A 22,346-nucleotide genomic window follows, 5' to 3' on the forward strand; every position below is an offset into this window, starting at 1 on the left:
CACCGGGCCACGCGCCAGCGCGGCACCTCCATCTACCCACCCACTCACACTCCGTTTCTCAGGCCTCCACGCAGACCCGGTTGCGTCCCTGTCCCTTGGCTTCGTAGAGCGCGGCGTCGCCCCGGCGCAGGAGGTCCGTGCCGTTGTCCTGCAGGCTGCGCATGCTGGCCACGCCGGCGCTCACGGTGATGAGCCCGACCACCGGATCCTGCTGCCCTGCCATGGCCGCGACCAGGGACTGGGCAATGGCCTGGGCGCCCGCCAGGTCGGTATCGGGCAGCAGCGCCACGAACTCTTCCCCGCCCAGCCGCGCCACCACGTCCGAGTTGCGCAGCCGCACCTCCAGCGTGCGTGCCAGCCGGCGCAGGACTTCGTCGCCCGCCTCGTGGCCGTAGGTGTCGTTCACGCGCTTGAAATGGTCCACGTCGATCGTGATCAGGCTCAATGGGCGGCCGCTGCGCCGGGCCAGCGCCAGCGCAAACGCCATCTGCGTTTCGAAGCCCCGGCGGTTGAGCAGGCCGGTCAGCGCATCGGTGCGGGCCTGCAGGTCCAGCGCGCGGTTGGCCGCCTCCAGCTCCAGCGTGCGCACGCGCACCTTCTCTTCCATGGCCTCGCGGGATGCCAGAAGCCGGTGCGTCATGCGCCCGAGGGCACTTGACAGCTGGCGCACCTCGCGGCTGCTGTGCGCCTGCGGAATGCGGGCCCCGGCCTTTTCGGCTTCCACGGCGCTGGCGGCATCGGCCAGCGCGTACAGATCGTCGCTCAGCCGGCGTGCCGCCAGCCAGGCCAGCACCGAGGCCAGAAGCGCGGCAGCCAGCCCGATGGCCAGGGCCATGCGCACGGTGCGGCTCGCCTCGGCGAAGGCCAGCTCCACGGGCTCACGGGCGACGACCCGCCATCCGAGGTCGCTGGCGCTGCTGCGCGCCCGCAGCGGCACCATCGCCGTGAGGTAGCTGCGGCCGTCCCTCCACGGCACCACGGCCGCCGGGCTGGCGGCCCGGTCTCCGGGCGCCGCGGCCCCGACCGGCAGGTGCTGCCCGGCCTCCCGCAGGGCCTGGGTCTGGCCGCCGGGGGCATAGATGAGCTGGCCCTCGCGGTCAAAGACAAAGAGTTCCACCGCGCTGTCTTCGGTGTGCGCGGGCGTGAGGCTGACCATGACCTCGCGGGTCCATTCCCAGCTGCCATGGATGCCCACCACGCCCACGGTGGTGGGGCCGATGCGGATGGGGGCCGCGAAGTCGACGAGCCGGTAGGGTTCGCCCGAGGGGTTGGGAGGCAGCAGCTTTTCCAGCAGCTTGGCCGCGTGCACGTCCCCCACGTGCAGCTTCTGCAGACCTTCCTGGAACCAGGGCCGCTGCGCCACGCTCTGGCCCACGAGCAGGCCGCCCGTGGCCGTGCGCACCACCCCCTGGGCGTCGGCCACGCCGATCCACACGCTGTGGGGCTGGGTGGCCTGGCTGCGGGCCAGCATGTGGTGGCCTTCGGGGGTGTCCAGCCCCTTGACCCAGACCACTTCGGCGGCGGCCAGCACCTCGGCTTCCCGGCTGCGTTCCAGCAAGCCGTTGGCCAGCAGCTTGCCGGCGTTCTCGGCGATCACCTGCAGGGCGGTGCCGGCATCGCGCTCGATGCGCCGCTTGAGCAGCTCTCCGAAGGCGAGGGACAGCAGCACCGCCAGGCCCACCACCAGCGCGCCGAACACCAGCGCGATCTGGGCGCGCAGGCTGTGGTCTGAGAAGCGGAGGGGGGTCATGGCGTGGCCCGCGGGGCGTGCCCTGTCGACACCGGCGGGTGCACCGCGAGGCGTGCCGCCGCCAGGTCCCAGCCTGCCCAGCCGCAGCTCTTGAACAGCACGGGGCCTTCCGGGGGGATGGGCCGGCCGTGCAGCACGTCCCGCAAGGTAGGCAGCACGCCCACATCCATTCCTGCCTGCAGCAGATCGCCGGCCTCGTGGCGCGCATCGTCGCTGTCCAGCACGATGTGTCCCCGCAGCGCCACGTGGCGGCACAGGGCCGGCGCCAGCTCGGCCATCGCGGGGGTGTAGGCGCCCACCGCCGCCACGAAGGCATCGGGTCGTGGCGGCGCGGCCAGCACGACGGCGTGCGCGGGCGTGCAGGTGGCGATCAGCGGGCAGTGCGGCACCGCGTCGTCCGCGTTCGCCACCACGCGCGCCCGGGCGCCCAGCGCATGGGCGCGCCGGACCAGCGCCTCGGCGCTGGCCGCGCTGCGCGAGGCCACCCACACCTCGCGCACCGCCATGCCCAGAACAAACGCCTCCAGGTGGGCCAGGCCCTGCACGCCGGCACCCACGATGAGCAGTGGCCCCTCGGGCGCGCGCGCGAGGTGCCGTGCGCCCAGCAGCGACACCGCCGCGGTGCGCCGCGCGGTGATCGTGGGGCCGTCGAGGACCAGGCGGCGCTCGCCGGTCGCGACATCAAACACCACCACATCCCCCTGGATCGCGGGGCGGTGGGTTCCCGCGTTGCCTGGTGTCAGTGTGATGAGCTTGGCCATGGCCACGCGGCTGTCGGCCGCGGGCATGACGAACAGGTTGGCGCCCCCGGCCAGCGCCACCACCGTGCGCGCAGGAACCGCCACCGAACCGTCCCGCAGCAGGGCCGCGATCTCGTCGGCGAGCGCATCCCAGGGAAGGCATGCCGCGGTGGCCGCGGCGTCCAGCGCGCGGGGGGATCCGGAAAGAAGGTGGGAAGGCATCGCGAGACTTTATACAGGGCCATGGTGCCGGGGAAGCGGGCAAGCCCGTGGTGCGGAGACCGGCATTCAGTCAGTGCGTGGCGCCGGCGCCCAGCGCGATGTCGTGGCGGACCAGCATGGCGGCCCACAGGGCGGCATGGATGCCGCGCACCATCTCCCGCAGCGCCAGGTGGGGCGTGCCCTGGCCTGGCAGCCAGGGCACGTGCACGAAGCCGCCGCGGGTGCCCGGAAGGTCCGCGTCCTGCGCCTGCAGCATGTGCATCAGCCCGTACAGCACATGGTTGCAGACAAAGGTGCCCGCCGTCTGCGACACCTCGCAGGGCACCCCCGCGCGTTGCACGGCGCGCAGCATGGCCTTGACGGGCAGGCTCGCGAAGTAGGCGGCGGGGCCGCCGGGCACCACGGGCGTGTCGACGGGCTGGCGGCCGGCGTTGTCGGGAATGCGGGCATCGTTGATGTTGATGCCCACCCGTTCCAGCGAGAGCGCGCCGCGCCCGCCCGCCTGGCCCAGGCAGACGATCAGCGCGGGCCGGTGGGCCTCGGCCAAGGCCCGCAGCTGCTGCAGCGATTCCCCGAACACGGTCGGCAGTTGCGCGGCCACCACGCGGTGGCCGGCGATGTGCTGCCCGTGCAGGGCCTCGGCGATGAGCCAGCTGGGGTTCAGGGCGTCGCCCCCGAAAGGGTCGAACCCGGTGAGCAGGATCACCCCGCCCGCGAGGGGGGCGTAGTGCGATGCGTCGTGGAGCATGGAGGGAGTGCGGGCGGGTTGTGGCCAGGTCGATGGTGGAGCATGCCCGCGGGGCGCGGACAGGCAGGCCATCGTAATCTGCCCTTGGAGTTCCTGCCGGGCGCGTAATATGGCGGCAATGCCTTCCGCAGGGCGAGGGCGCTGGAGATACGGTATGAAATGGGAAGGCAATCGCGAATCGGACAACGTGGAGGACCGCCGCGGCGAAGGCGGCGGCGGATCGCCGGTTTTTGGCGGACGCAGCATCGGCATCGGCACCATCGTCATCGCCCTCGTGGGCGGCTGGGTGCTGGGCATCAACCCGCTGACCATCCTGGGGCTGCTCAGCGGTGGCGGCCCCCCCGCGCAGGTGCAGTCGCAGGGGCCCGCCCAGCGCCCGCCGGCGGATGACACCATGGCCCGTTTTGTCTCGACCGTGCTGGCGGATACCGAGGACGTGTGGAAGGCCGTGTTCCGCCAGGGTGGCGGCAGCTACCAGGAACCGCGCCTGGTGCTGTTTCGCGGAGCCACGCCCACGGCCTGCGGCACGGGCCAGGCGGCCATGGGGCCGTTCTATTGCCCGGCCGACCAGAAGGTCTACATCGATCTCGGTTTCTACGAGACCCTCAAGAGCCGCCTGGGCGCCCCGGGCGATTTCGCGCAGGCCTACGTGATCGCGCATGAGGTGGGCCACCACGTGCAGAACCAGCTGGGCATCAGCGGCAAGGTGGACCAGATGCGCGGGCGCGTGAGCAAGACGGAATACAACGCGCTGTCGGTGCGCCTGGAACTGCAGGCCGACTGCTTCGCGGGCGTGTGGGCCCACCATGCGCAGAACGCGCGCCAGATCCTGGAGCAGGGCGATGTGGAGGAGGCCATGAACGCGGCCGCCAAGATTGGCGACGATGCGCTGCAGCGCTCGAGCGGCGGCGCGGTGGTCCCCGAGAGCTTTACCCATGGCACCAGCGCCCAGCGCCAGCGCTGGTTCAACAACGGGCTCCAAAACGGCAGCGTCAAGGCCTGCGACACCTTCTCGGCCCGCAGCCTGTAGCGCGCTGGCCGCCGCGGCGGGTTGCACCCGGTGTCCGGCGGCCCGCAAGCCCTGAGAAAAAACACGGTTGCCATGTCCGCCACCGCCTTGTCTTCGACGGCTTCGACCCACGGTCCCTCCGGCGGCGCCAGCAGCGGGGTGGCCGGGCCCCTGCCGCAGCCGCCCTCCTCGGGGGTCGCGGCGGCATGGTCGGCCGCGGCGGTCACGGTGCCCCATGCGGTGGGGCTGGGCCTGCTGGCGTTCGCACCGCTGGCGGGCGACTACCCGCTGGCGGCACTGGCGCTGTGGTCCGCCGCGCTGCCGGGGCTGCTGCTCACGCTGGCCGCGCCGCGCGCCGGCGTGGTGTATGCGCCCACCACCGTGGTCGCGCTGCTGTTCGCGGCGGTGCTGGCCACCGCCCACGGCGCGGCCCCCGCGCTGGGCCTGAGCGCGCGCCAGGTGCTGGCCGTGAGCGGGGCGACGGTGGGGCTGGCCTTCGTGTTCCAGTGGCTGCTGGGTGTATTGCGGCTCGCTTCCGTGGCGCGGTTCCTGCCGATCTCGGTGACCCACGGCTTCGCCGCGGGGGTGGGCTTGTCCATGGTGGTGGGCCAGGTGCGCAATGGGTTTGGCGCGGGGCCCGACGCGCTGTGGGACGCGCGCACCGGCTGGCATGCGCTGGCGGCCGCGGCCGTGGTGGCCATCGCCTGGGCGCTGCGCCACCGCTGGCCCCGTTCGCCGGGCCTGCTGTCCGCGGTGGTCCTGGTCACGCTGGGGGTGGCGCTGGCCGGGCTGTGGGGCGGCGGCCTGGGGGCCGTGTTCGCACCCGCCGTGCAGCCCAGCAGCTTCGCCGGGCCGCTGTGGCCCGACTGGACGGGCATCCCCTGGATGGCGCTGGCCCAGCAGGAGGGCTCGGCGCTGGTCGTGCTGGCCTTGCTGATGGCCCTGGTCAACAGCCTGGAGATCCTGGTGTTCAACCAGGAGCTGGAACTGGAGCACGGGCTGCGCGGCAATGCCAACCTGGCCCTGCGCCGCGAGAGCCTGCTCGGAGCGCTGTGCGGCCTGGCCGGAATGATCCCCGCATCGACCAGCGCATCGCGTTCGCGCATCGTGCTGGCGCAGGCCGGGGCCTCGCGCGACGCGCCGCGGTGGCATGCGGCGATCATGCTGGGCGTGGCCGCCACGGGCGCATGGTGGCTGCACTGGGTGCCCATGGCCTGCCTGGCGGGAGGCCTGGTGCTGGCGGGGCTGCTGCAGGTGCCTGGCCTCATGTGGTCGCTGCGCTATGCGCGCAGCTCGCGCGTGACCTGGGCGCAGAGCTGGCTGGTGGCGCTGGTGTTCGCCGTCATGGGCGGCGTGGGCGCGCTGGTGGCGGGCCTGGTCGTGGCCACGTTCGTGCTGCTGCACGACTCGGCCGCCAAGGTGCTGCGGCATGTGCGGCTCGATGGCGAACTGCGCTCGCGCCGCCTGCGCCGGGCCGGGTCCGACACCTGGCTCGTTCCGCGCATGAACCAGATCGCCGTCTTTGAGCTGCAGGGAGTGATGTCGTTTGGCGTGGCCGCCCACCTGGCCGAGCAGGTGCGTTTGCTGCTGCAGCCGCGCCACCGGTGGGTGATTCTCGATGCGGGGCGCGTGCCCGCGTGGGACAGCACCGCGCTCGCGCAGCTGCGCGCCCTGGTGCGCGACCTGGGCCACCAGGGCATCGCGGCGGCCGTGGCGGCGCTGGACCCCCTGGCCGCCGAACAGGCCAGGGACCATGTGCGCTCCTTTTCCGATGTGGACCGGGCCCTGGAATGGGCGGAGGCCGGCATCCTGTCGCAGCGGCCCATCGAGCAGCGCCCGGCCCATCCCGCCCGGGACCTGCTGGGCGAGATCGGGGAAGGCGTGCCGCGCGCGGCGAGCGACGCCCTGCTGGCCTTGCTCGAGCGCGAGACGGTGCCGGCACGCGGCGTGGTCTTCAATGCGGGCGACACCGACCACGACCTGCTCGTGGTGCAGTCGGGCCACATCACCCTGGTCACGCAGTGGCCCCCGGAAAAGGGGCTGCGCCTGGCCACCGTCGGTCCGGGCATGGCATTTGGCGAGATGGCGTTCCTCAATGGGGCGGCCCGCAGCGCCAGCGCCGGGGCCGAGCGGGGCAGCGCACACCTGGTGCGCCTGTCCCGCGCGCATTTCGACGCGTGGGCCCGCCAGTACCCGGAGGCGGCGCTCACGGTGATGAATAACCTCGCCCAGATCGGGGCGAGGCGCCTGGCGGCCACCACCCGCCAGCTGCGGGCGGTGCTGGAGTAGTTTTCCGTCCAGATGGCATGCAGCGCTTGTCCCTTATGCGCTGGCAGCTATCAAAAACATAGTGAATGGCCGTCGTGCGTGCCCTGCACCACGGCTGCCGACGTGCCGCCAAAACGCTAAAAATGGCATTTTGGGCCACCGGTGCGACAATAGAGGGCTAAATGACAAGTTCCTTTTCCAATCTATCGCTGGCCGAGCCGCTGGCGCGCGCCGTGGCCGAAATGGGCTACGAGTCCATGACGCCTATCCAGGCGCAGGCCATTCCGGTGGTGCTCACCGGCCAGGACGTGATGGGCGCGGCCCAGACCGGCACCGGCAAGACGGCGGCGTTCTCGCTGCCCCTGCTGCAACGCCTGCTCAAGCACGAGAGCAGTTCCACCTCTCCCGCCCGCCACCCCGTGCGTGCGCTGGTGCTGCTGCCCACGCGGGAGCTGGCCGACCAGGTCGCCCAGCAGATCGCGCTGTACGCCAAGTACACCAAGCTGCGCAGCACCGTGGTGTTCGGCGGCATGGACATGAAGCCGCAGACCATCGAGCTCAAGAAGGGCGTCGAAGTGCTGGTGGCCACGCCGGGCCGACTGCTCGACCACATCGAGGCCAAGAACGCGGTGCTCAACCAGGTCGAGTACGTGGTGCTCGACGAGGCCGACCGCATGCTGGACATCGGTTTCCTGCCCGACCTGCAGCGCATCCTGTCCTACCTGCCCAAGCAGCGCACCACGCTCTTGTTCAGCGCCACGTTCTCGCCCGAGATCAAGCGCCTGGCCGGCAGCTACCTGCAGAACCCCGTCACCATCGAGGTGGCCCGCCCGAATGAGACGGCCTCCACGGTGGAGCAGCGCTTCTACAGCGCCAACGACGACGACAAGCGCCGCGCCATCCACCAGGTCCTCAAGACCCGGGGCTTGAAGCAGGCCTTCATCTTCGTGAACAGCAAGCTCGGCTGTGCCCGCCTGGCGCGCAGCCTGGAGCGCGAAGGCCTCAAGACGGCCGCGCTGCACGGCGACAAGAGCCAGGACGAGCGCCTGAAGGCCCTGGAAGCGTTCAAGAAGGGTGAAGTGGACCTGCTGGTGTGCACCGACGTGGCCGCCCGCGGCCTCGACATCAAGGACGTGCCGGCGGTGTTCAACTTCGACGTGCCGTTCAACGCCGAAGACTACGTGCACCGCATTGGCCGCACGGGCCGTGCGGGCGCCTCGGGCCTGGCGGTCACGCTGGTGTCGGGCAGCGATGCCCGCCTGGTGGCCGACATCGAGAAGCTGATCAAGAAAAAGATCGAACTCGAAGCCATCGAATACGAGGAAGACCAGCCGCGTGGCCGCATCAACGACGGCCGCCGCGCCTGGCGCGAAGCGGGCGAGACGGGCGACGGGCGCGATGCGATCTCGGCGGGCCCCCGCCGCGAGCGTGAACGTGAGCGCGACCACCGTGGCGGCCGCGAATCCCGCGAGACACGCGAGCAGCACCGGGGCTTCCGTCCTGCGGTCGCTTCGCGCGATCCCTTCTTCGAGAAACCGTACGAGGCCAGCACCGCCGCCGATGCGGCCCCTGCCTGGGAAGCCGCCAAGTCGGCGCCGCGCAGCAGCGTGTCGGCCAACATCAAGCCCAAGCGCAAGGTGGCCGCGCTGTTCAAGGCAGTTCAGCCGCAGACCGAGACGTCGGCACAATAATTGGGTGAAATTGGCCGCTGGCGCTTGATGAGCAAGCGCTGGATGCTCTATTTTTGATAGTGCATTGAGATCGTGGCTACGGCTGCGGTGGGCCTGCATGGACGGCGTGGTCCTGCCGCCTGCCCGGGGCCAATGACCGCAGCAGCGCCGCGTCGATGGCGCTGAACCCCAAGACCCGCCCACCACGCCGCTGCGCAAAGTGCTGCGCCGCGGCAGCGTCGGCAAAGGCCGGCAGGTTGCCCGCGCGCATGGGCCCTCGCGCGGAAGATCCATGGACATACAGCGCCTGCCGGGCATCCAGCCACGCGCCGGTGTCCGCATCGGTGACGTAGCGGGCCACGATGGCCTGCGCCGTGCGCCCACGCGCATAGTGGCCCACGTTGCCCAGGTACATCATCAGGCTCAGGGGCGAATCCAGGAACTGGGCGTCCCCGTCCGCAAAAATGACCTGCGCCGCCCAGTCGCGCGCGCGGGCCGGGAACATGCCGCACACGGGGCAGCGTGCCTCGGGGGGCACTTCGCGAGCGGCCTGCGGCGGCTGGCCCAGCGCGGGGTCGTACGGCGTCGTCGGGGCCACCACGCACACATCGTCGCCCACCATCGCGGCATCGGCGGCTGCCGCCGGGGCGCGGCGCCACCTCGGGGGCCATTGCCAGGCCCCCAGGCTGGCGGTGCCCAGCAGCACCGCCGCCAGCGCCATGCGCCGCGTGGGCGCGCGGGACGGGGCGCGGGCCGAGGGGGCCGGCCGTGGGGGCATGGGGGGCTGCATCGCCTACATCCGCGTGTCGTGCAGTGCCCCGCCGCTCAGGTCCACCATGGCGGGCGTGATCTCGGCAAAGCGCAGCACCTTGCCGCCGTATTCGGCGGCGAACTTCTTCGCGTCGGCCTCTTGCGCGAAGCTGCCGATGGTGGGGCCCATGGAGCCGTGGCGCTTGCCGCCCACCACGTAGAGGGCGGTCTTGCCGTCGATCCAGTGGCCCTGCGGGGCATTCCAGTCGGCCTGGCCCATGTCCTGCACATACACGGCCTGCACGGCGCGCACCTGCTCGCCGGCCAGCAGGGTGCTGAAAAGCTCCACCGTGTCGCAAAAGAACGAGGGCCTGTCCTGCCCCGCGAAACGCACCTGCGCCTTGGGGCCAGGGTAGTCGGCGAGCAGCATGCCGTCGAGTTCGCAGCTGGTGGTGCGGTCGATCTCCACGGGCTGCAGGGACTGCGCGCTGTTGTCCGCCTGGCTGCAGCCGGTCAGGCCCGCGAGGCCGGTGAGCGTGCCCAGCGATGCGAGGGCCGCCCAGCCCAGCAGTTGGCGCCGCGTGGCGCAGGCGCATTGATATTGGTTGTGGGTTTTTTTCGTCATGGCTTGAATCTCCAGCTCGCCAGGCCCAGCGGCACCACGATCCAGCCCGCCATCACCGCGCCCATCAGCCATGGCTTGGCCAGGGCGGGGGGCACGATGCTGGTCAGGCCGTACAGGGTGCGCACGTCGTCGAGCGAGAACACGTTGAGGATGCGGAAAACGTCGGCCGGGTTGAGCAGCAGCAGGTAGGCCATGGCCTCGCCGCCGACGCTGCCGCCCGTGGCCACCAGGGCGCCCAGCAGCAGCAGGTCGAACACCAGCACAAAAAAGAACCAGGCGGCAATCGCCAGGCCCGAGGCGCGTGTGCGCTCGTGCGTGAGCACCGAGAGCAGCACCGCCATGCTCAGGAACGCCAGCCCCAGCAGCACCGAGCTGATCATGAAGCCGCCGTAGTGGAACAGCGCAGCCCCGCTGAACTGCCGCACCAGCAGCACCGCCACCAGACCGAACCCCGCCAGCGTCGAGAGCGTGAGCGCCGCCGCCAGCCCCAGGTACTTGCCCAGCAGCAGCTCCAGCCGCGTGATGGGCAATGACAGCAGCAGGTCGAGCGAGCCGCGCTCGCGCTCGCCCACGATGGCGTCGAAGCCCAGCAGCAGCGCGATCAGCGGGATGAGGTAGATGACCAGGCTGACCAGGCTGGCGATGGTGAATTCGATGGAACGAAAGCCCACCGTGCCCTGCTGCGCGCCGCCAAAGTAGGCGATGGCCAGCGAGAACACGGTGAACACCAGTGCCACGGCCAGCACCCAGCGGTTGCGCATGCGGTCGCGGAACTCTTTGCCCGCGATGGTGAAGATTTGTTGGAATTCCATGGCTAGCCCTTGCGCAGGTCGAAGTACACATCCTCCAGCGAGGGCTCCTGGATCTGCAGGTCCTGCAGCGCGGCGCCCAGCGGGGCCAGCGCACCCAGCACGGCCATCTTGCTGCCGCGCGGGCAGTCCACGTGCAGGCCTTCCGGCGTTTCCGTCCCGGTGACGCCGGGCACGGCAGCGAGCAGTCCCAGCGCGGCAGGCCGGTCGGCCGCGGCCAGCGTGAGGTGGATGGTCAGCGGCATGTGCGCCTGCTCGCGCAGCGCCTGCACGCTGCCCAGGGCCTGCAGCTTGCCGGAGGCCAGGATGGCCAGGCGGTCCACGCGCTCCTGCAGTTCGGCCAGGATGTGCGAGGTGATGACGATGGTCACGCCACCCGCCTGCAGCCCGCGCAGCGTGGCGTAGAAGTCGCGGATGGCCTGCGGGTCCAGGCCGTTGGTGGGCTCGTCGAGCAGCAGCACCCGGGGCTCGCCCAGCAGGGCCTGTGCAAACCCCAGGCGCTGGCGCATGCCCTTGGAGTATTCGCGCACGGCGCGGTTGCCCGCGTGGGCCAGGCCCACGCGTTCCAGCAGCGCGGGGCATTGCGTGAGGGGCGCACCCTTGAGGCGGGCGAAGAAACGCAGCGTTTCCAGCCCGTTCAGGTTGTCGTAGAGCACCACGTTCTCGGGCAGGTAGCCCAGGTGGCGGCGGGCGGCGCGAAAGTCGCGGCCCTGCACCGTGGCGCCGCCCACCCGGATCTCGCCCGAGGTGGCGGGCGTGAGGCCCAGGATCATCTTGAACAGCGTGCTCTTGCCCGCGCCGTTGTGGCCGATGAGGCCAAAGATCTCGCCGCGCGCGATGCGCAGGTCGATGCCGTCCACGGCGTGCAGTGCGCCGTAATGCTTGTGCGCGCCCCGCACCTCGATGGCGGGGGGCTCGCTCAGGTCAATGGGGGGAGGGTTGCGTGTCACGCTGAAAATTCCGTTGGGGTTGGTTCGGTTGCATGCGGGGTTTTGGGTCCACCACGGTGGGCACGCGCAGCACCGGAAACTGCTGGCCCACCAGGCGCAGCGCCTGCACGGCAGGGCTGGCCAGCAGCAGCTTGATGGCGGGGTGGCGCCAGGTCAGGCGGTCCACCATGTCGTTGGCCTCGTAGGGCACGTCGCCCACGCCGTTGCCGTCGCGGTCCCAGCCCAGGTAGTTGCTCCAGTGGTTGCCGCCCTCGGTGCCCCAGCGCTCGTCGCGGGCGCCCACATAGCGCACCTGCTCGCGGTTGCCGATGAAGTCGTTGCCTTCGACCTTGTTGTTTTTGGAGCCGGCCGACAGGTGCACGCCCACCGTGTTGCGGGTCACCAGGTTGCCGCGCAGGGTGATGTACTCCACGTCGTAGATGAAGAAGCCTCGGGCGTTTTCGGCCACCACGTTGTTCTCGATCACCGAGTCCTGCAGGGTGCGCAGCATGATGCCGTGGTCGCTGTTGCCCCAGGCGCGGTTGTTGCGCACCACCTGGTCGCGCACCTCCATCAGCGCCAGGCCGCCACGGTTGAGGTAGGTATCGTTGTCCTCCCACAGGTTGTAGTAGGAGTTCATGTAGTGCGTGCCGTAGCGGCTGTGGTGCAGCCGGTTGCCGCGAAACACCGCGTGGTGCGACACGTCCACATACAGCGCGTCGCGCACAAAGCTGATGTGATTGCCCTCGATGCGTGCGCCCGTGGTGTTGTACAGCTGTACGCCGTTGCCGCGCTGCGACGAGTTCACATCGCGCAGGCCGGTGATGGTGTTGTGCAGCACCTGTACATCGTTGGCCTTCTCGATCCACAGGCCGAACAGGTTGTAGGTGAGGTCGTTGTGGCGCACCACGGCGCGGTGTGCACCGGGGTAGATGTAGATGCCCGCGTTCTGGTCCTTGAGGCTGGTGCCCGAGTCGCGCACGATCAGGCCTTCGATCACCACGTCAGGTGCGGTGACGCGGATGGTGTCGCCCGCCTGCCCGCCGGTGAGCGTGGGGCGGTCGATGCCGCGCAGGGTCAGGGCCTTGTCGATGCGCAGGTTCACGTGGTAGAAGCCCCGCTGCACCTCCACCGTGTCGCCTGGCGCCGCAGCCATGATGGCGGCCTGCAGGTCCTGGCCGGGGCGCACCAACACGGTGGCAGCGTGGGCGGGCAGGGCCAGCAGACACGCAGCCAGCGCCACGCATGCGGTGAATGCGGTTGCGGCAAGGGAGGGCTTCATCACGCCAATCCCACCACGGCCTTGATGGCCAGGAAGAGTGCTGCGCCGATCAGCAGGTTCTTGAAGCCCACATAGCTCAGCATGTCCATCACGCCCGCCCGGCGGTACTGGCCCTGCCACCAGGGGCCGTCCTTCACATAGCGCTTGCCCGACAGGCGGATCAGCACCTCGTACACGCTCCAGCCAAACCACCAGCCGATGATGGCGCCCGACGACAACGTGCCCAGGGCGGTCATCACCCAGGCCACGCTGGCGGCCACGGCCAGCGAGAAGCCCGCGATCTGCAGGCCACGGCCTGATGCCCAGCCTTCGCGGCTCCAGGGCCACAGGTGGTCCACCAGCTCCAGCCAGATCCAGCGCAGGCCTTGGCTTCCAGCCTTGTGGGCGGGGTGTGCAGGCGTTGTGGGCATGCGCGGGTCGGGCCCCTGGGCGGCCTTGGCCGAGATCTGGTCCTGCACCGTGGCAGGGTGGATCGGGATGAAATAGCCGTTCTTGCCGATGGGCGTGATTTCCAGGCCGTCCTTTTCGCGGCGCTTGCGCTCCTTGGCCAGGGGCGGGCAGCCCTTGGTGTCGGTGTAGAGAATCATGCAGTCCAGGCAGTGCAGGCACTCGCGGTGGTCGATGCGGCCATCGGCGTCAATCGCCTGGGCGCCGCAGCCCACGGCGCAGGCCTTGCAGCTGTTGCAGTCCTGCTTGCGCTTGAGGCCAAACCAGCGGAACGTGCTGGGCATGGCCAGCGAGGCGCCCAGTGGGCAGATGTATTTGCAATAGGGCCGCTCGATGAAAATCGACACGCCCAGGATGGCCGCCACGAACAGGCTGTAGGGCCAGGCGCGGTTCATCACACCGACCAGGAAGGTGGTCTTGAACGGCTCCACCTCGGCCAGCTTTTCGGCCAGTCCCATGGAGAACATCGACACCACCAGCAGCCCGAAGAACACCGCGTACTTGACCCACTTGAGCCGGTCGTGCCACTTTGGCGGCAGCTGGGTCTGAAAGCGCTTGAGGCCCAGGGCACGCGCGACCTTGTAGATGCCCTCCTGCAGCGAGCCGAACGGACACATCCAGCCGCAGAACAACCCGCGCCCGAACAGGAACACGGTGACGATGATGAAGATCCAGAACAGGAAGATGAACGGGTCGGACAGGAACAGCGACCAGGTCCACTGGAACAGCAGCGAATGGAACCAGGTCAGCACCTGCGTGATGGAGGGCTGCGCCATGGCGCCAAAACCGATCCAGCCAATGCTGAGTGCCCAGAAGCTGTACTTGAAGCCGTTGACGGGCCATTTGTTCTTGTGGGTGGACAGGCGCGTGAGCTTCTCGCGCAGGGCGTACACCACGGTCACGGCGATCAGCAGCGCGGCGAACAGCGCGATCTCCACCGCGCGCGACTTCCACACGCGCACCCAGGGGGCGTCGGGCTCGTCGAGGGTGGGGCGCCCGCCTTGCAGCATGGCGGCGGGCAGCCAGTAGGGCGTGTCGAAGCTGGTGAAGCTGCGCGCGCCCGTGGCGCGGTCCACGCGGTTGCCCAGAAAGCTCAGCTTCCACGGGTAGGCGGCCGAGAACGCGGGTGAGCGGATGATGAAAATGACCGACTCGTTGTAGCTGGGCGCGCCTGCGGCCTCGATGCCATACAGATTGAGCGCGTCCAGGTCGCGGAAGGTGAACGAATCCGCCCCCTGGCGCACCTGCACACGGTCGTAGATGCCGCCGCGCACGAAGCCCGAGCCCTTGAACGACTCCTTGCCGCCGGTGCGGATGATGAAGAAGGCGTGTTCGCCCTCCTTGAGCTGCAGGCGCAGGTTGTTCCAGCCGTTCTCGCCCAGCAGGCTCTTGCCAATGTCGGGGTGGTTCAGGTCGCCAAACCACAGCTCGATGAAGGGCTCGGGGCCCTTGTCCAGGCCCACTTGTTCGGGCGCCACCCGCAGGCGCTGTACGGTGCGTTGCTGCACCAGCTCGGCCCAGCTCAGGCGTTTGCCGGTTTCCGCATAGCGGGCCGGCTCGCGCACCGTGGGCGCGAGGATGCCCACCTGCCGCGCCACGGCCGAGCCCGAGGCCATCATGACCTGGTTCTGCGCGATGACGGTGACCGTAGCGCCCGAGATGGCGTCGAGGCCCAGCACGTTTTCATCGGGGCGCGACTGGCCCACCTCGATCTTGTCGGCCACCGACTTGCCCAGGTACTGGGCGTTGAACTTGAGCAGTGCGGATTCTGGGATGCCCAGCAGCAGGATGGGCTCGGAATGCTTGAGCACCTTCACGCCCACGAAGCGGCCCTCCTTGTCCATGCCGATCAGCGTGACCACGGGCTTGCCCGAGTAGGCGGGGGTGTCCGTGATGTCGGTGGACAGCATCACATAGCCCAGCAGCTTTTTCTGGGCACTGTTGTTGTCGTAGGCCTCCACATAGGGCGGCTGGCCCTTGCGTTCAGAAAAATGACTGGCGCCGGGAAACACGTCCTTGCACGGCACCAGCGCGCACATGTCGCGCGCGGTAGCGAGTTCCGCAGGCAGCTCGGCCTCGTAGGCGCCTGCGGCGGCATGGGCGCGCGGCGCCAGCCAAAGGGCTGCCAGAAAGACCAGAAGAAGCGTGGCGAACTGCCGACGGAGGGATGTCATGAAACTATCTTTTTGATAGCTGCTAGCGCTTATCCAGTAAGCGGTAGAGCACGATTTGGCATAAAAAATGAGCGTAGCCTGCGCAACTGGCGCGGCCCAAGCCAGCGACCGCTGCGCAAGGGCCGCCCCGCCGCGCTGGCGGTGTCCCCCTTCCGCAGCGCGTAGCGCTGCAAGAGAAGGGGGAAGGCGCGCAGCGCCTCAGGGGGATGCCGCCTGGCTATGCTTCCACAATCATCCGCGTGCGCATCTCCAGGTGGAGTGCATGGCAGAAGTGCGTGCAGTAGCACCAGAACACACCGGGCTTGTCGGCCACGAAGGACACGGACGCGGTCTCCAGCGGATTCACGATGAAGTTCACGTTGTAGTTCGGGATCGCGAAGCCGTGCGTCAGGTCTTCGATCTTGTCCAGGTTGGTCAGGATCAGCGTGACCTCGTCACCCTTCTTGAGCTTGAACTCGCGCAGGCTGAAGGCCGGGGCTTGCGAAGTCATCTTCACGGTGACCTTCTTGCCGTTGCGGAACACGCCGGACTCCTTGGGATCCTTGACGGCCAGCGGGAACTCGTCGAGCGTGTAGACCTGCTTGGGGCGCACCAGGTCGCGCTTGAAGATGATGAAGTCGTGCGGCTCGCCGCGCACGGGGTGGTCGGCCATCAGCACCATCTTCTCGCCCGAGATGTCGATGAGCTGCTCGTTCTCGGGGTGCAGCGGGCCCACGGGCAGGAAGCGGTCCTTGGAGAACTTGCAGCCCACGGCCAGGAACTTGCCGTCGGCGGCCTTGGTCTCGGACTGCGAGGCGTTCAAGTGGCCCGGCTGGTATTGCACATCGAGGCGGTCCACCACGTACTTGGCGGTCTTGTCGCCCGCGTGGAACTTGATGGCGGCCTCCACGTTCCACTTCACGACCTGGCTGTCCAGGAAGAGCGTGGTGTAGGCATTGCCACGGCCGTCGAAGGCGGTGTGCAGCGGACCCAGGCCCAGCTCCACCTCGGCCACGATGGCGGAGTCCAGCTTTTCGAGCTTGCCGTCGAAGTAGTCGAGCACCTTGGCCAGCTCGATCACGGTGCCGGTGGGCGAGAGCTTGCCGGCGCAGATGAAGTACTTGCCATCGGGGCTGGCGTTCACGCCGTGCGGGTTCTTGGGCACCGACACGTACGCGGTAAGCGCCGTCTTGGGGTCCTTGTTCGCCTCGTGGGTGCCGTCCACCACGGGCACCTTGCTGGTGCCGATGGTCTTGAACTTGCCAGCCTTCACGGCGGCCTCGATGCGGCCCACGTTGAAGAACAGGCAGGCGTCGCGTTCGGCGGCCATCATGTCCTCGTACTTCGCGCCCATCTCCACGTTGTACTGGTTGGTGGCCGCGAGCTTGCCGTCGTACGACGTGGCGACCAGGTCGCAGTTGCCGTCGATCAGCACTTGCCAGCGCACTTCCATCGTTTCTGCATCGACGCAGCTGAACATGGAGCGGTACTTGCTCGAATCTTCCGTGCCGGTGTTGGGCATGGGAATGGCGAATTCACCGCCGCAGAACACGCGCGTGGTGTAGTTGATGGCCGGGTCCACCGGGTCGGCCTTGTCCGGGAAGATGCCGTGGAAGCCCTGCACGTTGGGCAGCTCGGTGATCTTGTCGCAGATGAAATAGTCAAGGCGGATGCGCGCGATGCGGCTGTTGATCTTGTCGTTGATCCAGGCGTAGCGGCCGTCGTAGTTGCCGTCCTTGTACGAGGCGTGCGTGTGGTGGGTGTCGGCCACCGTGTACTTCAGGCTGCCATCGGGCTTGGTGCCCATGATCTTCTTGCTCTCGTTGGTCACGCCCCAGCCCACGAGCGCGTCGGGCACGAAACAGGGGATGCGTGTGATCTCGCGGCCCGAGGGCAGGCCCAGCACGCGCATGTCGCCTGTGTGGCCACCGCTCCACAGGCCGTAGTACGTGTCCAGCTCGCCCGGCTTCAGGTGCGGGTTCGCGCCGGTGCCGGCATGGCCTGCCGCGGACGCGGCCGGAGCGGGTGCCGCGGGGGTGGCCGCATTGGGCTTTTCGGTGCAGGCGGCGACGCCGGCGGTCAATCCGACCAGGGCCGCCGTGTTGATGAAGCTGCGTCGGCCCATGCCGGCGGCGGGTTGCGGACTGTCTTTTCTCTCGTTCATGGTTTTTCCTCTTTTGAGATGGCTCAGTTGAAAAAGGGGGGCGCCCGGGCGGGCGGGTGGGTCCGTGCGCTGGCGGCCATGCAGCGGCGCAGGGGCGCGCGGGGCGTGCCATCGGGCGGGGCCGTGAAGGCCTGTGCGGCGGCGGGTGCCACGGGCGGCGCGTCGGCGGCCAGGCACAGCGGGCATTGCATGCCGGCGGAGTCGGTGGAGACCAGCCCGTCGGCGGTCCGCAGGAAAAGCTGGGCGCCGCCACTGCCCGCGCAGATGAGTTCGACGGCCTGTGGCTGCAGCATGGGCGAGGCCACCGCGGCACCGAGCGCCATGACGAACCACGCCAGCACCCACAGGCGCAGTGATCGGAGGGCGTGGTGATCTTGCATGGCCTGGATAATAGATTCACATAATATGAATCAATTTGATCTGGATCATGCTTCGGCGGGGCCCGCACCTGCCCAAAACTGCCTCTTGCACCTACAGTCAATACGCCAGCCTGAAGAGGGCCCGGGCATGGCCCGCAGGGCTGCTTTCAGGTTGCACCGTGGACGCGTTTCGCGCGGGGCCACGGGCTCTTTGGACTGGTTGTTTCAATGACGAAGAACAGGATGTATGCGATGCAAAAGAAAACCGTGATGGTCGCCGTGGCGATCCTGGCTGCACTGCTGGCCGGCTGTGGCGACAAGAAGCCGGAGCCCGCCCCGGCCGCGGCCCCCGCTGCCACGGCGGCACCGGCCCCCGCGCCCGCGGCGGCCCCTGCCGCCCCGGCCGCCGCAGAGAACGAACTGGGCAAGAGCGTGTTTGGCAAGACCTGCGCCATGTGCCATGCCGCTGGCGTGGCCGGTGCCCCCAAGCCGGGCGACAAGGCCGACTGGGGTCCGCGCATCGCCCAGGGCAAGGACACGCTGTACAAGCATGCGATCGAGGGCTTTACCGGGGCCAAGGGCATGATGCCCGCCAAGGGGGGCTCCGCCAACCTGACCGATGCCGAGGTCAAGGCCGCCGTGGACTTCATGGCCGACAAGTCGCTCTGACCGGAGGCGCCATGCAGCAAGCATCTGTGCGCCCCCACGGCCTGTCGCGCCGCCGCCTGGTGATGGCGCTGCCCTTGCTGGGCGGCGCGGTCTGGAGTGCGGGAGCGGCCGCAGGTGGACGGGGGTTGTCTGAACGCAGCTCGCGGCCCCTGATGGGCACGCAGGTGGACATGGCGGTGGAGGGCGTTGACCGCGCGCTGCTGCGCCAGGCCATGGACCGGGCCTATGCGGAGATGCAGAGGCTGGAGGCGCTCATGAGCCGCTACCAGCCCCGCAGCGTGGTCAGCCGCATCAACCTCGCGGCGGGCATCATGCCCGTGGCGGTGCCACCCGAAGTCATGGCGGTGCTGCAGGGCGCGCAGCGCGTGTCGGCGATGAGCCGTGGGGCCTTTGATGTGACCGTGGGGGCTTTCAAATCCTGGAACTTTGGTCCCGGCGACAAGGTGGTGCCCGGCGCCAGCGAGATCGCGCGGCAGCTGCCGCTGGTGGATGCGCGCGGCCTGGTGCTGGATGGGGCCGCAGGCACGGCCTTCCTGGCCCGTCAGGGCATGGCGCTGGACCTGGGCGGCATCGCCAAGCTCCCGATCCTGGAAGCCGGCATGAACATGCTGCGCTCCGAGGGGGTCGAGAACGCCATGATCAACGGCGGCGGCGATGTGCTGACCCAGGGGTTGTGGCAGGGCCGGCCCTGGCGCGTGGGGCTGCGCGACCCGCGTTCCCCGGAGCATCTGCTGGGCGTGGTGGCCGTGGCGGGCACCGGTGTGGTGGCCTCGTCGGGCGACTATGAACGTTTCTTCTTCCACGAAGGCCGGCGCCAGCACCATGTGCTCAATCCGCGCACCGGCCGCCCGTCATCGGGCGTGCATGGCGTGAGCCTGGTGGCGCGGGATGTGGCGGCCGTCAACGGCCTGGGCGCCGCGCTGATGGTGCGGGGCCCGCAGGCGGGCAGGGCACTGGCGCAGCGCATGCCGGGGCTGGCCGTGCTGATCGCCGGGCAGGACGGCGGGGTCTGGCAGTCGGCGGCCATGTCGGCCCTGCTGGAGCCCGTGCCGTCCTGAGGGTGCATTCAGCCCGGGGCCTGGGCCTGCTCGCAGTGCACCTGCAGCAGTTCGCGCTCCGCCAGCGTCGCGCCAAAGCGCACGGCGCTCAGGCAGCCGCCCCACACGCAGCCCGTGTCCAGCCCCAGCAGATCGTTGCGGTGGAGCCAGCCCAGCGTGGACCAGTGGCCGAAGGCCACCAGCGTGCCCGCGGTGCGCCGGCCCGGCACGTCGAACCAGGGCATCAGGCCGGGCGGTGCGGCATCCGCGCTTTCGGTGCTTTCGAAATCCATCACGCCGTCGGCCGAGCAAAAGCGCAGCCGGGTGAGCGCGTTCACGATCACGCGTAGGCGGTCAGCGCCTGTCAGGTCGTCCCGCCACTGGTCGGGGGTGTTGCCGTACATCGCGTGCAAAAAACCGGGCAGATCGGGGCCGCGCAATACCGCGTGCACTTCATCCGCGTATCCCAGGGTATCTGCGGCAGACCAGGCGGGCAGCACGCCCGCATGCACTATCAGCAGCGCCTGCCCGGCATGCGTGTGGGCACGGGCCAGTGGCTGCTGGCGCACCCAGTCAAGCAACGCAGCGCGGTCGGGGGCGTCCAGCACGGTGCCCAGCGTGTCGCGCCGCGAGGGCTTGCGCGCGCCGTGTGCGGCGGCCAGCAGGTGCAGGTCGTGGTTGCCCAGCAGGCAGCGCAGGGCGTCGCCCTGGGCCATGCAGCGGCGCAGGACCGCGGCGGAGTCCGGCCCCCGGTTGACGAGGTCGCCCAGCAGGTAGACGGTGTCGCGGCTGGGCGAAAAGCCGATCACGTCGAGCAGGTGCCCGAGGGCGCTGTCGCAGCCCTGAATGTCCCCGATACAGTAAAGTGCCATGGTGTGTTTCTTATCCGGTGAAGCATGGATTTTCTGCTGATCGCGCTGCTGACCTTGCTCAATGGCGTGTTCGCGATGTCTGAACTCGCCCTGGCGTCCAGCCGCAAGTCGCGCCTGGCCACCATGGCCGAGGCCGGTGACAAGGGCGCGCAGGCGGCCCTGGCGCTGCTGGACAACCCCACGCAGTTCCTCTCGTCCGTCCAGGTGGGCATCACGTCCATCGGCATGCTCAACGGCATCATTGGCGAGGCGGCCTTCAGCGACGGCCTGGGTATCTGGCTGCAGGAGGCCGGAATGCCCGCCCGCCCCGCCGGCATCGCGGCCACCGCGCTGGTGGTGACGGTCATCACCTTCATCACCATCGTGTTTGGCGAGCTGGTGCCCAAGCGCATCGGCCAGCTTTATCCGGAAACTGTGTCCCGGGTGGTCGCGCGCCCCATGGCCTGGGTGGCGAAGGTGGCCAAGCCATTCGTGCGGCTGCTCTCGCTCTCGACGCAGGGCGTGCTGGCGCTGATGCGCGTGGACAACGCGGCGGGGCGCGCCGTCACCGAGGAGGAGATCGTGGCCAGCCTGGAAGAGGGCCGCGATGCCGGGGTGATCGAGCACCATGAGCACCAGATGGTGCGCAACGTGTTCCGGCTCGATGACCGGCCGCTCACCTCGCTCATGGTGCCCCGCAGCGACGTGGCCTGGCTGGATGCCGGACTGACGGTGGCCGAGGGGTTGCGCATGGCCGGCAGCGGCGGGGAGCAGGGCGCGCATTCCTGGTATCCGGTGTGCCGGGGCTCGCTGGATGAGGTGGTGGGGCTCCTGAGCGTGGCGCGCCTTCTCGAACTCGGCCCGCAGGCGCAGGGGCTGCTCGAGCGCCATGCGCAGCCCGCGGCTTTCCTTCCGGAAACGCTGAGCGGCATGGAGCTGCTGGAGCAGTTTCGCGCGCGCTCGGGGCGCATGGTGTTTGTGGTCGATGAATATGGCGTGGTGCAGGGCATCATGACCCCGCGCGATTTACTCGAAGCCATTACCGGCGAATTGCAGCCGGGCGCGGCCACGGACGCATGGGCCACCGCGCGGGGCGATGGCACCTGGCTGCTCGACGGCCTGGTGCCGGTGGCCGAGCTCAAGGCGCGGCTGGATATTCGGGATTTACCCGGTGAAGGGCGGGGGCGCTATAACACCTTGGCCGGCCTTTTGATGGCGGAAACCGGACATTTGCCTGCCATTGGCGAGAGAATCGGCTGCGCCGGATGGATATTTGAAGTGCTCGAGCTCGACGGCAAGCGCATCGACAAGGTATTGGCGCAGCCGGAGCCACCGGCCGCCTCCAGTCTCTGAAAGGCCCGGCACCAATACCCCGCCGCAGGGTGCCATTCATTATGGGCATGGCGGGTAATATGGAAATTCCATGAATTTGAAGGGATGGATGGCAAAGGCGGCAGATTATTCATATAATTCATCCGTCACACTTTCCTCCACCCTGAACCCTGACACCATGACCACCAGCTATAAAGAACTGTTGAAGCAGCGCGAAGCCCTTGAGCAACAAATCAGCGAGGCCCGCCGGCGTGAATTGTCGGACGCGGTGTCCCAGGTTCGTTCCCTGGTGGCCGAATATGGCCTGACCGCCCAGGACGTGTTTCCCGCGGGCAAGGCCGCTGGCAAGGCCACGGGGCGCAGCTCCACCGCTGGCACCAAGGTGGCTCCCAAGTACCGCAATCCCGCCACGGGCGAAACCTGGACGGGCCGTGGCAAGGCGCCCAAGTGGATTCAAAACGAGAGCCGCGAGAAGTTTGCCATTTAAAAAGGCGGCAAACCGCTGCCGCCAGGAATTCTTCAGGCATATCGG

Annotated in this window: 19 protein-coding genes; 7 read left to right on the forward strand and 12 right to left on the reverse strand. The window is 69.0% G+C overall.

Going from position 1 to position 22,346, the window contains the following annotated elements; genetic code table 11:
• Positions 1-58: 58 nt before the first annotated feature.
• From AC07OC_RS20750 to pcp, 3 genes are all read right to left on the reverse strand, one after another.
• Positions 59-1,750 (reverse strand): sensor domain-containing diguanylate cyclase, encoded by a 1,692-nt coding sequence (locus tag AC07OC_RS20750; protein WP_218341449.1) that lies wholly within the window; start codon positions 1,748-1,750, stop codon positions 59-61.
• Positions 1,747-2,712, reverse strand: a complete 966-nt coding sequence (locus AC07OC_RS20755; RefSeq protein WP_218341448.1) for a delta(1)-pyrroline-2-carboxylate reductase family protein — start codon at positions 2,710-2,712, stop codon at positions 1,747-1,749. Before AC07OC_RS20755 ends, AC07OC_RS20750 begins: the two co-directional genes overlap by 4 nt.
• A 70-nt stretch (positions 2,713-2,782) precedes the next feature.
• Positions 2,783-3,460: a pyroglutamyl-peptidase I gene (gene pcp / locus AC07OC_RS20760; protein WP_218341447.1), complete on the reverse strand. Its 678-nt coding sequence runs from the start codon at positions 3,458-3,460 to the stop codon at positions 2,783-2,785.
• Between the two features lie 154 nt (positions 3,461-3,614).
• Here pcp and ypfJ point away from each other — a divergent pair, with 154 nt between their 5' ends.
• The 3 genes from ypfJ to AC07OC_RS20775 all read left to right on the forward strand — a co-directional run bounded on the left by ypfJ (position 3,615) and on the right by AC07OC_RS20775 (position 8,428).
• Positions 3,615-4,490, forward strand: coding sequence for a KPN_02809 family neutral zinc metallopeptidase (ypfJ, locus tag AC07OC_RS20765; protein WP_218293637.1), 876 nt, complete (start codon positions 3,615-3,617; stop codon positions 4,488-4,490).
• 72 nt (positions 4,491-4,562) lie between these two features.
• Complete coding sequence (locus AC07OC_RS20770; protein WP_255591720.1) at positions 4,563-6,758, forward strand: SulP family inorganic anion transporter; 2,196 nt, start codon at positions 4,563-4,565, stop codon at positions 6,756-6,758.
• Between the two features lie 161 nt (positions 6,759-6,919).
• Positions 6,920-8,428: a DEAD/DEAH box helicase gene (locus AC07OC_RS20775; RefSeq protein ID WP_218293638.1), complete on the forward strand. Its 1,509-nt coding sequence runs from the start codon at positions 6,920-6,922 to the stop codon at positions 8,426-8,428.
• A gap of 76 nt (positions 8,429-8,504) precedes the next feature.
• Here AC07OC_RS20775 and AC07OC_RS20780 read toward each other — a convergent pair whose 3' ends face one another.
• The 8 genes from AC07OC_RS20780 to AC07OC_RS20815 form a co-directional block, all read right to left on the reverse strand.
• Positions 8,505-9,128 (reverse strand): nitrous oxide reductase accessory protein NosL, encoded by a 624-nt coding sequence (locus AC07OC_RS20780; RefSeq protein ID WP_492255361.1) that lies wholly within the window; start codon positions 9,126-9,128, stop codon positions 8,505-8,507.
• Positions 9,129-9,200: 72 nt separating this feature from the next.
• Positions 9,201-9,782 (reverse strand): nitrous oxide reductase accessory protein NosL, encoded by a 582-nt coding sequence (locus tag AC07OC_RS20785; protein WP_492254763.1) that lies wholly within the window; start codon positions 9,780-9,782, stop codon positions 9,201-9,203.
• On the reverse strand, positions 9,779-10,594 hold the full coding sequence (locus tag AC07OC_RS20790) for an ABC transporter permease (RefSeq protein ID WP_010461614.1): 816 nt from the start codon (positions 10,592-10,594) through the stop codon (positions 9,779-9,781). The genes AC07OC_RS20785 and AC07OC_RS20790 overlap by 4 nt, the downstream gene beginning before the upstream one ends.
• A gap of 2 nt (positions 10,595-10,596) precedes the next feature.
• The gene (locus tag AC07OC_RS20795; protein ID WP_492254764.1) at positions 10,597-11,541 is read right to left on the reverse strand and encodes an ABC transporter ATP-binding protein; all 945 of its coding nucleotides are present in this window, start codon (positions 11,539-11,541) and stop codon (positions 10,597-10,599) included.
• Positions 11,516-12,802, reverse strand: coding sequence for a nitrous oxide reductase family maturation protein NosD (locus AC07OC_RS20800; RefSeq protein WP_492254765.1), 1,287 nt, complete (start codon positions 12,800-12,802; stop codon positions 11,516-11,518). Before AC07OC_RS20800 ends, AC07OC_RS20795 begins: the two co-directional genes overlap by 26 nt.
• Entirely contained in the window at positions 12,802-15,423 is a 2,622-nt protein-coding gene (locus AC07OC_RS20805) for a NosR/NirI family protein (RefSeq protein WP_218341442.1), read from the reverse strand. The genes AC07OC_RS20800 and AC07OC_RS20805 overlap by 1 nt, the downstream gene beginning before the upstream one ends.
• A gap of 217 nt (positions 15,424-15,640) precedes the next feature.
• Positions 15,641-17,566, reverse strand: coding sequence for a TAT-dependent nitrous-oxide reductase (gene nosZ / locus AC07OC_RS20810; protein ID WP_218341441.1), 1,926 nt, complete (start codon positions 17,564-17,566; stop codon positions 15,641-15,643).
• Between the two features lie 23 nt (positions 17,567-17,589).
• Positions 17,590-17,946, reverse strand: a complete 357-nt coding sequence (locus AC07OC_RS20815) for a hypothetical protein (protein ID WP_218293644.1) — start codon at positions 17,944-17,946, stop codon at positions 17,590-17,592.
• A 231-nt stretch (positions 17,947-18,177) separates the two neighbouring features.
• Here AC07OC_RS20815 and AC07OC_RS20820 point away from each other — a divergent pair, with 231 nt between their 5' ends.
• The gene (locus AC07OC_RS20820) at positions 18,178-18,594 is read left to right on the forward strand and encodes a c-type cytochrome (protein WP_218293645.1); all 417 of its coding nucleotides are present in this window, start codon (positions 18,178-18,180) and stop codon (positions 18,592-18,594) included.
• Between the two features lie 11 nt (positions 18,595-18,605).
• Positions 18,606-19,652 carry an FAD:protein FMN transferase gene (locus tag AC07OC_RS20825; RefSeq protein ID WP_492245839.1) on the forward strand — a complete coding sequence of 349 codons (1,047 nt, stop codon included), beginning with the start codon at positions 18,606-18,608 and terminating at the stop codon, positions 19,650-19,652.
• An 8-nt stretch (positions 19,653-19,660) separates the two neighbouring features.
• On the opposite strand, the gene AC07OC_RS20830 is transcribed toward AC07OC_RS20825, so the two are convergent.
• Positions 19,661-20,503 (reverse strand): symmetrical bis(5'-nucleosyl)-tetraphosphatase, encoded by an 843-nt coding sequence (locus AC07OC_RS20830; protein WP_218341440.1) that lies wholly within the window; start codon positions 20,501-20,503, stop codon positions 19,661-19,663.
• A gap of 24 nt (positions 20,504-20,527) precedes the next feature.
• Between AC07OC_RS20830 and AC07OC_RS20835 the strand changes: the two genes are divergently transcribed.
• Together AC07OC_RS20835 and AC07OC_RS20840 are read left to right on the forward strand one after the other, a co-directional pair.
• Entirely contained in the window at positions 20,528-21,835 is a 1,308-nt protein-coding gene (locus AC07OC_RS20835) for a hemolysin family protein (RefSeq protein WP_218293647.1), read from the forward strand.
• A 157-nt stretch (positions 21,836-21,992) separates the two neighbouring features.
• Complete coding sequence (locus AC07OC_RS20840) at positions 21,993-22,301, forward strand: H-NS histone family protein (RefSeq protein ID WP_218294417.1); 309 nt, start codon at positions 21,993-21,995, stop codon at positions 22,299-22,301.
• Positions 22,302-22,346: the final 45 nt, after the last annotated feature.

This window comes from Acidovorax sp. GW821-FHT10E04, assembly GCF_059415185.1.